The organism is Pseudomyxococcus flavus (genome assembly GCF_050038885.1).
Lineage (GTDB): Bacteria > Myxococcota > Myxococcia > Myxococcales > Myxococcaceae > Myxococcus > Myxococcus flavus.
In genome coordinates this window covers 9334058-9345964 of sequence record NZ_CP143624.1, presented here as the reverse complement: position 1 = coordinate 9345964, position 11907 = coordinate 9334058, and the positions used below count along the sequence as shown (strand labels likewise).

Sequence of the window (11907 nt, the reverse complement as noted above, 5' to 3'; positions counted from 1 at the left end):
CCTTTGAGTACCGCTCCCCACCTGGAGGCCGACGGCCTCCTGTTGATTGCCGACGAGTCGCTTCCTCCCGAGCTGGTGGAGCAGGCGGCTCCCGTCCTCGCGCAGGGCGGCATGGCGTTGTGCCAGGGGCCGGGGTCGCCTTCGGGGCCCCGGCGCCTGCTGCTCTTCGACGGCAAGCTGGCGCCCGCGCACGCGGAGTCACTGCGCCGCGAGCCTCCCGCGTTGCTGCTGGCGACGCGGGGCGCTGATGGCCGTCCCTCCGCCTGGGAGGTCCGCCTCCTGGGAGACCTGCTGCGCGGGGCGCCGCTGCTTCCGGCCGGGGCGGTGCGGCACCGCATCCAGTCGGTGGCGGACATCTCCGCTACGGCCGACGCGGCCGCGAAGGCGGTGTCGCAGGCGGGCGGCGCCCGTACGGCGGCGTCGCTGGTGGGCGACGTGGTGCACGAGCTGGCCGCCAACGCGATGCTGGACGCGCCGGTGGACGCGCAGGGCCAGCACCGCTACGCGCACCGTCGCACGGAGGTCCGCGAGGTGGCGTCGGAGGACGCGTGCGAGCTGTCCTACGTGGTGGAGGACCGCCGAATGTGGCTGGAGGTGGTGGACCGCTTCGGCGGTCTGCGTCCGGGGCCCTTCGCCCGGGCGCTCGAAGGGTGGGGCGGGCGCGTCCAGGTGGACGCGTCCGGAGGAGGGGCGGGGCTGGGCCTGCGGCGCATCCTGGAGCACAGCGATGCGGTGGCCGTCCGCGTGGCCACGGGCCGTGAGTCGCGAGTCCTATGCGTGGTGGACCTGGGGGAGGCCCGCCGCCGCGCCACACAACCCAAGTCGCTGCTGTTCTGTCTGCAATGAGGTCAGGGCCGGTGGATAGCCAGGTTTCCAACGCCATCATCAGCCGGCTCCGGGTGGGGACGATTACCCACGTCCGGATCTCCGGCGTCATCGACGAAACGTTCCCGCTGACCTCCAACAGCCCGGAGTTGAACGGGCTGCTGGTGGTGGACCTGGGGCAGGTGGAGCGCATCAGCTCGTTCGGGGTGCGGCGGTGGATTGAGTTCGCCGCCAAGCTGCCGCCCGGGGCGCTGGGGCTCTACGTGGTCCACGCGCCGCCCGTCATCGTGGACCAGCTCAACATGGTGGAGGGCTTCGCTGGCGTCGCCCGCGTCCTCTCCGTGCTCGCGCCCTACACCTGCCGCGCCTGCAACGAGGACCGGCTGCGGCTGGTGAACCTGCTGGACGAGGCGCAGGTCATCTCCGAGGACCGTGCGCCGGAGCACACCTGCCCGGTCTGCTCCGGGCCGCTGGAGTTCGCGGACCTGCCGGGCGAGTTCTTCGACTACGCGCGGCGGCAGCAGTTCGGCCAGGTGGACCCGGTCGTCATGCGCTACCTGCGCGCCAGCATGCCGGCGGTGCAGCCGGAGCTGTCGCAGCACCTGAAAATCGTCCAGGACGACATCACGTACATCACCCTGGCCAGCGCGTTGAAGGGCGACCTCAACGTGCGCCGGCTGGCGTCCGGCCTGGAGGGCCGCGTCGGCTTCGACTTCAGCCACGTCAGCAAGGTGGAGCCCGAGGCCCTGCCCAAGCTGGAGCAGGTGCTGGAGACGGCCGCGCAGGGCGCGCACGTGGTGCTGTGCCGGGTGCCGCCCCCCGCGCTGGCGGTGCTGGCGCGCTCGGCGAAGGTGCTGCCGGTGCGGCTGGCCACGCTGTGGCTGCCGTGTGACTGCCGCAACTGCGGGCAGGTGAGCCACCAGCGCCTCCAGGCGGCGGACTACCTGGCGCAGCTGCGGGCGCAGGCGTCCGGCGTGGAGGTCGCGTGCCCCATCTGCGCGGGCAGCGCCCGTGTTCCGCACATGCCCCAGCTCCAGGGGCTGCTGGCGCGGTTGCAGCTGACCGACCGGCCGCTGGAGGACATGGAGACGCTGGAGACGCGCGCCCTCAGTCAGTACCTCTTCGGCGCCACGAACATCGACCCGGCGGCTCGCCAGGGCGCGTCCACCGACATCTCCAACTCGCTGGGCAACACCAAGCTGAACATCATCCGGCGGCTGGGGCAGGGCGGCATGGCGGAGGTCTTCCTCGCCCGGCAGGTGGGCGTGAAGGGCTTCGAGAAGTTCGTGGTGATGAAGAAGATTCTCCCGCAGTTCGCGGAGAACCCCGAGTTCGTCGACATGCTCTTCGCGGAGGCCCGCGCCAACGCGCGGCTGACGCACCCCAACGTCGTGCAGACCTTCGACGTGGGCGTGTCCGACGGCGTCGCGTACATCCTCATGGAGTACGTGCGCGGACCGGACCTGAAGAAGCTGGTCATCGAGCTGCGCCGCAAGGGCCTGGCGCTCCCGCTGGAGCACGCGCTGCGCATCGTCGCGGAGGTGGCCGCGGGCCTGCACTACGCCCACTCCTACGTGGACCCGGCGGGCACGCCGCACCCGGTGGTGCACCGGGACGTCAGCCCGCACAACGTGCTCATCTCGCTGGATGGCGCCATCAAGCTGAGCGACTTCGGTATCGCCAAGGTGGCGGGCGAGGAGCACACGCAGGCCGGCGTGCTGAAGGGGAAGATCTCGTACATCTCCCCGGAGGCGGCCTCTGGCCGCACGCTGGACGCGCGCAACGACGTGTTCGCGCTGGGCGTGGTGCTCTTCGAGTTGCTCACCGGCCAGCTCCCGTTCCGCAGGGACCATGACGCGGCGACGCTGCAGGCCATCGTCCGGGACCCGGCGCCGGTGCCGTCGCAGCTCAAGCCCCACATCCCGCAGGACGTCTCCGACCTCATCCTCCGCGCGCTGGTGAAGGACCCGGCGCGCCGCACGCCGTCCGCCGCGGCGCTGCGCGAGGAAATCGAGGCGGTGATGGCGCACCACCGGCTCAACTCGTCGCCCGCGGCGGTGGCGCAGTTCTTCAAGGACACGCTGGGAGACCGGCTGGTGGAGTTCGCTCCGTCCTCCGTCGGGGGCACCGGGAGCCACCCCAGGCCCGTGTCCTCGGGCACGGGGAGCGGCAATATCGGCAGCGGCGAGATGGCCGCGCCCACCGATGGCCGCACGCCGAGCCGCGGCAGCGTGTCCGTGGTGGGCGGCCGGCCCGCGACGGGAGGCAGCGGTGGGATTCCCAGGCCCGGGCCGCCCGTGCCCGCGGCGCCCCCGCAGCGCCCCGTTGGGGCCGTGAGCCCGCCCCCGCGGCCTCCGGCGCCGCCTCCCGCCGACGATTCGTTCCCGGGCATCTCCGTGACGGAGGATGGCGAGCGGACCGAGGTGGTGCCGCTGAACTTCGGCGCGCCGCCGCCGCCGCCGCGCGCGGAGCCACCGCCTCGGCCCGTGGCGCCGACGCCGCGTGCGCCGCAGCCGCAGCCCACGGCTCCTCGCGCGTCGGGACCGCTTCCGGCCATGAGCCAGGGCGCGCCCGCGAGCGGTTCGCGCGCGCAGGAGGTTCCCCAGGCGCGGCCGGTGCCGGCCCCCGTGGCGCGTTCCGCCGAGGCAGGTCCTGGCGGTCAGGCAAAGAAGTTCCCCTGGAAGTGGGTAGGCATCGCGGGTGGCGGCGCGCTGGTGCTGGCCGTGGCCGCGGTGGTGATTGCGCGCGACCCGGGCTCCAGCTTCGTCAACGTGGGGCCGGACGAGCACGTCTACGTCGGTGGCCTGCGCTACGAGCCGGGGACGGACGTGCATGACCCGTCGGGCGGGTCGCTGCTCATCTCCACGGCGGTGGATGGAAAGCTGCGGCGCTTCGGGACGACGCAGCAGCGCTCCGGCATCGACGTGCGCACGCTGGCGGACGCCTCGCCCGAGCCGGGCACCACGGGCCTGCTCAGCGTGACGGGTGCCGCGCCGGGCTGCGAGGTCCACGTGGGTGGCGCACTGATGCCGGGTGGCACGCCGCTGTTGAAGGCGCGCATCGAGGCGGGCCGGGAGCTGGAGGTCCTGGTGCGCTGTCCCAGCGGCGTCAGCAAGCTGTGGGTGATGGCGGTGCCCGGGCAGCAGATCGAAGTGAAGTCGCAGCCGCGAAACTGAGCGGCTCGCTTCCGGGCGCGAGGCCACGTCCCGGACGAAGGGTGCGAAACACATGACGGGCTGGACCCTCTTCCCCCACCTCGTGGTTCGCACCACCGGCTTTCCCTTCGACTGGCTGGAGCGGCTGGGCTGCCCACGCTCCGCTGAGGCCGCGCGGCGGCTGACGACGGAGCGACGGGCACTCGAGGCCCTGCGCGCCCAGGGCCCTCGTGTGAAGCGCCCCCCGCGCGCCGTGCTGGCCGCGCTGAAGGCCGGCCGGCCGGTGGAGACCGACGGGCTCGACGCGCCCGAGGTGTTCGCGGAATGGAACGCCCGGGCCCGGGCCGCCCAGGACGCGGAGGCCGCCTTCGATGCGGCGATGGCGCAGGAATCCCAGGCCATCGAGGCCGCGCTCCGGGCCCTGCGCGAGGAGCCCCGCTTCCTGGAGGCGGTGGCCAGCTCCAGTCCGCCCGTGGCGAGAGACCTGCTGGAGGGGCGTGACGGAGCACGGCTGCGCAGGCAGGTGGCCAGCTACCTGCAACGCCTGTGTGCGAAGAACGAGACGATGGGCTTCTTCGGTCCCATCAACTACGGCCGGGCGGATGCGGCCGCGCCCACGGGCGTGACACTTCGCTGGTCCGGGCCGGAGGTGCTGACGGGACGGAACACCTTCGCCGCGTCGTGGCTCGTGCAGGGACTGGTCCGCGCCATCGCCTTCGACCCCGAGGTCGCCCCGTGGCTGGTGCTGCGCCGCAAGGCCTTCGCGGAAGTGCCTTCGCGCAAGGCGCTGCCCGCGCCGGAGAGCGCGGAGGCGCTGCTCCCCCGGCTCGTGGAGACCGTGGACGGAACGCGGACGCTCGCGGGCCTGGCCTCGTCGCTGGGGGTGGCGCCGGGACTGGCGCGCGAGGCGGCGCGGATGGGCTGCGAGAAGGGCTTGCTCACGCACCAACTGGAAGTGCCCGCGGCCACGCACCATCCGGTGGACGACCTGGCCGAGCGGGTCGCCGGTCTGCCGTGCCGCGCGGCCCGGCGCCATGTCGAGGGGCTGAGCGCGCTGCTGACGTTGATGAGCGGGTATGGCGCGGCGGACGCGGCGGGGAAGATGACGCTCCAGGCCGCCTTCGCCCAGCGCGCGAAGGCGCAGTGGGGCGTGGTGCCTCCGGTGGAGCGAGGGGCCGCGACGGAGTCGCACAACTTCTACCAGGACCGGCTCGCGCTTCGTGAGGAGTGCGGCGGTGACCTGCGGCTGGACGTGAGCGGCGAGCGCGCGCGTGAGCTCGTGACACGCCTGGAGCCCGCGCTGGCGTGGATGGGGGCGGCGGCGCGGCGGACGCGGGAGGCGGCACGCGCCACCGTGGCGGGGCTGGTGGGCGCGCGGACGGTGCCCTTCTGGAAGGTGGCGGCCGCGTACGCGGAGCGCCCGGTGCCGCTCGACACGTCGGTGGCGGAGGAGCTCGCGGGCGCCCTGGAGGATGCTTCCGCACGCCGCGCGGACCTGGGCCATGTGCCGCCGCCCGCCCTGGCGGGAGACGGCAAGGCGCTGCCGCTCGTCACCTCCGTGGACCTGCTCGTGGGCGCCCGGGACGTGGAGGCCTGGAGCCGGGGCGAGTACGAGCTGGTGATGGGGGACGTGCACGACACGGCGCTGGTCTGGGGCTGGGCGCTCCAGTTCCATGAAGCGCGCGGCCGGGTGGAGAGCGCCATGGTGCGGGCGCTCGGGGCCTTGCGCCGTCCCGTGCCCCTGGTGACGGTGCTGGCGTCGCGGCGCACGGGGTTGCTGCCGTCGGAGTTCCCCGGGCCGGTGGTGGAGCTGGGGGGCGTCAGTGCCCGCGCCTCCGCCTGGCGGCTGCCGCTGGACGACCTCTTCGTGGAGAGCGACGGAACCCAGGCGCGGCTGGTGTCGAAGCGGCTCGGCTCCGAGGTGTGCCTCTACAACGGCGAGTTGGAGAGCCTGGTCCACACGGCGTTCTCCCTGCCACGCATCCGGCCCCTGCGCGTGTCGCTGGGGGCCCACACGCCCCGGCTGACCCTGGGCGGCGTGGTGGTGCAGCGCGAGCAATGGCGGCTGGCCCCCGAGGAGCGGGAGCGACTGCTGGCGTGCCGGGACGACGCGGCGAGGCTGCGCGCGGCCGTGGACGTATGGCGCGCACGCGGTCTGCCCGACTGCGTCTTCGCGAAGTTCAAGGACGAGCGCAAGCCGGTGCTGGTCGACGTGCGCAGCCCGCCGCTGCTGCGCGTCTTCCTCAACCTCCTGGAGCAGAAGGAGGAGGTCGTCCTGTCGGAGATGCTCCCATCGCCAGACCAGCTCTGGCTGCGAGGCCCGATGGGCCGCCACACGGTGGAGCTGCGCTGCACGCTGATGTGGGGCGCGGAGCCCGTCGAACCCACGGAGGAAGCGCGGCCATGAAGTGCCTCGTCCTGCCGCCGCATCGCGACGTGACGCTCGTCCCGGAGGCACCCGACGGGTGGCACTGTGTCGATGTGGCGCGGGACTTCTACCGCCGTGTCTTCGCCGCGGATGAAGTGGAGGCTGCCGCCAAGAAGCGTGAGGATTCGCCCGCCACGGCGCAGTCCATGCGAGAGCTGTTGCTGCTGCGTTCGGCGCAGTCACTGTGGGCCCGCGAGGGCTCCAGCAGGCACACGGCGCTGCGCGCGCAGGGCGCCGTGCTGACGGCCATCTCTGGACCGCCCTGTGGCGTCCACCTCCGGCTGGATGACGTGGCGCTGGACGGTGGCACCACCGAGCGGAGCGTGGATGTCCTGCGCGCCATGGACCTGCCCGCGGCCTACGCGGACGACCTGACTCGGGCCGTCGAGCAGCTCGCGGGAGCGGAGCACGTGCGCCTCTGGCTCGAAAGGGACTTGCAGCTGCCTGCCGCGGCCTGGCTCGCGCGGGCATGCCCAGCGCAGGTGCCGCTCGAGGTCGCGGGCCCGTTCGCCGCTCAGCATCGGGAGGTGCTGGCGCGCCTGCCTGTCTTCCAGCGGGCTGTGTTCGTCGACGCGGCGCCGCTGCGCTGGCGTGTGACGACGGACGTGAGGTCCCATGAGCCCTCCCGGCTCGTCTGGATTCCCGAGGGCCTGCAGCTCCAGCGGGGAGGGCGGGACCGCGGGTTGCCCGCGGACTCCCACGACGGTGCGTCCGGCGGATTGCCGCGGGGAGACCGCGGCGGCAGGGGGCCCGCTGACCCCGTCCACGGTGCGCCCGGCACGTTTGTTCCGGAGGCGGTCAGGGGCTTCACCGGAGGCGACCGGTGGGCGGGGCACGTGTCGCTCGAGTCGCTCCTGCATCCGGACGCGCTCGTGGACAGTGGCTGCGAGGTGGCCATCGTGGGCTTCTGTGCCTTCAGCGACGCGTCCTGGCTGGACCCCTTGGGCGGACGGGTGGCTCATGCGTCGCTGGCGCAAGGCACGCGCCGGCTCCGGGACGCCGGTGTCCGTGTCGTCGCGGAGTGGTGGCTCGGCGCTCCCGGTGTCGACGAGGCCGCGCTCGATGCGACGTTCGACGCGCTCGACAGGGAGCCCTGGTTCGACCACGTCGCGGGTGTCCGTCCGTTCCACTGGACCCGGGCGCCCGCGGGCGCGGAGCGTCCGTTTCTCTGGCGGGACGTGCGGCTCGGCGCGCCGCCGGAGGACCGCGACCTCGCCCGCAGTCTGCCGTTCGAGCACGCCCGCGCCATTCCCGAGAGCCGGCTGCCGCAGGTGCTCACCGGGCTCGCGAACCGCCTGCTGGCGCGCGCTCCTCTGAGCCCGGGCCGGGTGGCCGCGGCCTGCCTTCCGGATGGCACGCCGACGTGGAATGCGGACGCGCGCCCGCGTGCCATCGTGCTCGACGCCGACTGCGCGCTGGTTCAACTGCCGGCCAGCCTGGACGGCGCGCCACGTCCGTCGTGGTACGCGACCAACCTGCGCACGGGGGGCGTGCTCGCGATGGATGCGCGCCTGGCACCGGCGCTGTCCCGTCTCACGCGTCCGCGGGAGGTGGCCAGCGTGCTGGGGGCCGTACCCGAAGCGCAGCGGGAGAAGCTGGTGGACACACTGGTGGCCAGAGCGGTGCTGATGAGGGTGAACGGATGAGCGAGCCCTGGACGTTGGGCGAGGTGTTCGTATTGCGGCACGCGGGCTTTCCCTTCGACTGGCTGGAGTCGCTCGGGGTGTCCGAGGCCGTGCAGGACGACGTCGCCCGGTTGCTCGAGGCCGAGGACGCGCTCGTGGCCGCGGTGCATGCCGAAGGCGGTGAGCCAGGCGCGCAGTCCATCCGCGAAGCCCTGTCACAGGGGCGGGAGCCCCGGCTGGATGCCCGCCTGAGCGCGACGTGCCAGGACGCCCTGGCCCGTTATCGGGAGCGCCGCGCGTCCGTCCAGGCCCGTTACGCCGAGGAGCGCAAGGCCCTGCGTCGGCGCCTGCGCGAGCGTGCCGCCGACCCCGCGATTCAAGAGGCCGTGTTTCTCTCCAGCCCGGCAATGTTCGACAACGTCTGGGTCCGCTACCTCCGAGGCGGCGAGCGGCCGGACACCTCCGATGCGCGCAGGGTGGAGCGGCAGGTCTACACGTACCTCCAGCGCTTCTGCGCGAAGAACGAGACGACCAGCTTCTTCGGTCCCATCGCCTATGGCGAGCGCACCCCGGATGACGGCTATGACGTGCGCACGGTGCCCAGCGGCGATACGCGTCGCCGCACGTTCTTCTCCTTCTGGGCGGTGACGGAGCTGGCGCGCGCGGTGGGGCGGGAGCGCACGCTGCGCCCGCACCTGCCCTTGCGCCTCAACCCGCTGTTCACCCTGACGCCGGGCCGCGCGACCTGTGCGCCGTTGAACCTGGACGTCGCCCTGTCGCCACAGGCGGAGCGCTTGCTGGCCGTGCTGCGCGAGCACGCCGTGCCCTCGGAGGCGGCCCGGGTGCTGGGCGTCCCCGTGGAGGACGTGGAGCGACTGGCGCTTCCCCTGGTGAAGACGGCGCTGCTGTTGTGGGGGCTCCCGTTCCGTCCGAATGACTTCGCCACCTTCGAGAGCGTGCGCGACGCCGTGGCCGCGCTCCCCGAGCTGGAGGCGCGCACGCGCTGGCTGGAACGGCTGGATGCGCTGGCCCGCCTCAAGGCGGACTTCGAAGCCGCGGACCTGCCCCGGCGCCGCGAGCTGCTGCTCCGGCTGGAGGCCGCCTTCACCGAGGCCACGGGCAAGCCGGCGCGCCGGGGCGACGGACAGGTGTACGCGGACCGGCTCATCCTCTACGAGGAGGCCAGCTCTCCCTTCCGGCTGCGCTTCGGAGCGCGTTTCACAGCGGAGCTGGAGGCGGCGCTGACCGGGGCCCTCGAGCTGTCGGCTGCCTATGGCGAGAAGGTGCAGCGTGGCTTCCGCGAGCAGGTGCGCGACGCACTGGGCCCCGAGTCCGGTTCCATGGACCTGCTGGACTACGCCGTCCGGCTGCGGCCGGACAGCGTGACGGGGAGCCGCTTCTCGCCCGTGCCCCCGGTGATGCTGGAGCCGGACGACGCGCGCTCGCGCGCGGTGCCGGTGGATTTCCTGGGGACGTCCTCACCCGGAGGGCGCTACGCGCTGCCGGACGTGTGCCTGGCCGCGAAGCCGGACGGTGGCTTCGAGGTGATGCTGGCCCGCGTCCACCACCACCTGCTGCTGTGGAGCTGGCTGAGCGCGTTCCATCCCGAGCGCGCCCGTTACGCGGCCGTGGCTTCACGCTGGCTGGAGCAGGACGCCTCCGCGCGGGGGCTGGTGGGCCTGGCCATTCGCAGGCGCAACAAGGGCTTCTACGTCTACCCGGGGCGGCGGCTGGTGTACGCCGTGTCGGACGTGCTGGACGTGGAGGAGGGGGCGCTCACGCCCGGTGACGTGAAGGTGCTGCCGACGCCCGAGGGGCCCGTGCTGGTGGACGGGCAGGGGACGCGGTTGAACCTGTACCTGCCGCTGGACGACTTCTCGTCCTATCCCCCGTTCGCGGCGCTGGCGCATCCCCAGGTGCTGCACGCGCCGCTGCGCACCCAGGGAGAGCACCTGCCCCGGCTGAGCGTGGGCGGCGCCGTGTACCAGCGCGAGCGGTGGAACCTGCCAGCGCAGCGACTGGCGAGGCCCGCGGGCTTCGAGCTCTTCCTCACCGTCCAGCGGGAGCGTCGCGCGGGCGGGTGGCCGCGTTTCGTGTTCATGCGCAGCTCGAAGGAGCGCAAGCCGTACCTCATCGACACCGCGAGCCCCTTCGCCGTGGACCTGCTGTCTCACCTGGCGAGAGATGCGGAGCGGCTGTCCGTCGAGGAGATGTACCCGGCACCCGAGCAGCTCTGGCTGCGGGACGAGCGGGGCCGCTACACCTGCGAGCTGCGAATGCAGTTCACCCGCTGGAGCGACAAGACGGCGGACGCCCTTTGACATCCGGGGCGCATCCGCGACCAGAATGGCCCGTTCCCCCGTCTGGCGGCGCTTCCCGCGTTGCCAGGACTCCGGGCCTTTTTGAGGAGACAGTCCATGTCCGGTGAAAACGTCGTCACGCCCCCCGCCAAGAAGCTTCGGCGGCCGGTGGAGGAGGTCCGCGCGGAGCTGCTGGCCAACGCGGACGTGAAGGAGCAGGCCCGCCTGCTCAAGCTGCCCGTGGAGGAGTACGTCGAGAAGATTCTCGACTATGCCCTCAACCCGGAGAAGCCACCCCAGATTCAAATCGTCCCGGACGAGGAGCTGAAGGCCAAGGACCCCAACGCGCCCACCGTCGCGGAAATCCAGGACCACCTGGAGGCCATCGTGGACGGCCGCGTCGTCATCAGCCGCGCGCACCAGCGGGACGGCTTCAATGATCGCGACGCCGACGCCCGCTACAAGGAGGCGCTCGCGTCGGATGCCGTCCAGCGCGGCGCGCCGGAGAGCCGCACCGGCACCGCCCCCGACGGCTCGTCCCTGCGCGGCTCGAAGCCCCCGCCGGGCAAGGCCTGATCCTCCCGGTCCCGCTGCTGGGGAATTTCCCGCAGGATTTCCCCAGCGACCCGAGGAGGCCTAAGCGCTTGATTTGTAAGGGCGCTTCGCCGACATCCGGTTTTTTCGGGTAGCAGGGAAACAAAAGCCACGCCTCCCCGACAATTCCCACATCAGACACATTCGCTGGCCGCGCTGCGGCCATGCTTGAAAGGGGATACGTCATGGGTGGCCTCAAGAACCTCGTCAGCAAGGCCCTGAACGTCATCAAGCCGTTCGTGTCGATGGTGAACCCGCTCCTGGGTGCGGCCGTCGGCTTTGCCACCAACCTGATGCAGGGCAAGAACCCGCTGCAGTCCCTGCTCGGCGCGGCGACGGACCTGATTCCGGGAGGTGGCGCCTTCAAGAACACCCTGGGCAAGTTCGCTGGCAACTTCCTGATGGACGGCGCTGGCGGTAACAGCCTGCTGAGCGGCGCGCTCAACCTGGCCACCGGCCAGAGCAAGGTCACCGACGTGATTGGCGACCTGATGAAGAACACCGCGAAGACGGGCCTGAGCCAGCTCGGCATGAACAACGCGGCCGAGCTCTCCGCGCAGCGCATGTCCCAGTACCTGCTGTCGTAGTAGGCTCGTGGGATGACGCCCATCCCCTACGATCCGGCGGTTCATTACGCGCAGTTCGAGTCGTGGCTGAAGGTCCGCGACGACTCGATGCCGCCGGAGACGCTCCCTCAGACTGGCTTCATCATCCCTGGGAAGGCGGTGGGCTTCCTCTACCGGACCGACAGCTGCATCGCCATGATCGAGAACCTGGTGGCGGCGCCGGGGCTGTCGAAGGAAGAGCGGAGCGAGGCCCTGGACCTGGTCGTGAAGGCCATCATGGCGGAAGCCAAGAAGCTCGGCTTCACGTTGTTGATGGGCTACACGCAGCTCGACGCGGTGGTGAAGCGCGCCGAGCGTCTTGGGTTCACCCACGCGGACAGCGGCTACCACATCGTCGCCGTCCGGCTCGCGTGA

At 72.2% G+C, this 11907-nt stretch carries 8 protein-coding genes; all 8 read left to right on the top strand.

Going from position 1 to position 11907, the window contains the following annotated elements:
- Positions 1-3 precede the first annotated feature (3 nt).
- The 8 genes from VZL07_RS38535 to VZL07_RS38500 all read left to right on the top strand — a co-directional run bounded on the left by VZL07_RS38535 (position 4) and on the right by VZL07_RS38500 (position 11907).
- Entirely contained in the window at positions 4-846 is an 843-nt protein-coding gene (locus VZL07_RS38535; RefSeq protein ID WP_426752972.1) for a hypothetical protein, read from the top strand.
- A gap of 11 nt (positions 847-857) precedes the next feature.
- A complete protein-coding gene (locus VZL07_RS38530; RefSeq protein ID WP_426752971.1) occupies positions 858-4001 on the top strand; it encodes a protein kinase domain-containing protein in 3144 nt (1047 codons plus the stop codon).
- Positions 4002-4053: 52 nt separating this feature from the next.
- Positions 4054-6387 (top strand): lantibiotic dehydratase, encoded by a 2334-nt coding sequence (locus VZL07_RS38525; protein WP_426752970.1) that lies wholly within the window; start codon positions 4054-4056, stop codon positions 6385-6387.
- Complete coding sequence (locus VZL07_RS38520) at positions 6384-8054, top strand: hypothetical protein (protein ID WP_426752969.1); 1671 nt, start codon at positions 6384-6386, stop codon at positions 8052-8054. Before VZL07_RS38525 ends, VZL07_RS38520 begins: the two co-directional genes overlap by 4 nt.
- Positions 8051-10354 carry a lantibiotic dehydratase gene (locus tag VZL07_RS38515; protein WP_426752968.1) on the top strand — a complete coding sequence of 768 codons (2304 nt, stop codon included), beginning with the start codon at positions 8051-8053 and terminating at the stop codon, positions 10352-10354. Before VZL07_RS38520 ends, VZL07_RS38515 begins: the two co-directional genes overlap by 4 nt.
- A gap of 96 nt (positions 10355-10450) precedes the next feature.
- Positions 10451-10909, top strand: a complete 459-nt coding sequence (locus tag VZL07_RS38510) for a hypothetical protein (protein ID WP_426752967.1) — start codon at positions 10451-10453, stop codon at positions 10907-10909.
- A gap of 203 nt (positions 10910-11112) precedes the next feature.
- Positions 11113-11514, top strand: a complete 402-nt coding sequence (locus VZL07_RS38505; protein WP_426752966.1) for a hypothetical protein — start codon at positions 11113-11115, stop codon at positions 11512-11514.
- A 12-nt stretch (positions 11515-11526) separates the two neighbouring features.
- Positions 11527-11907 carry a hypothetical protein gene (locus VZL07_RS38500; protein ID WP_426752965.1) on the top strand — a complete coding sequence of 127 codons (381 nt, stop codon included), beginning with the start codon at positions 11527-11529 and terminating at the stop codon, positions 11905-11907.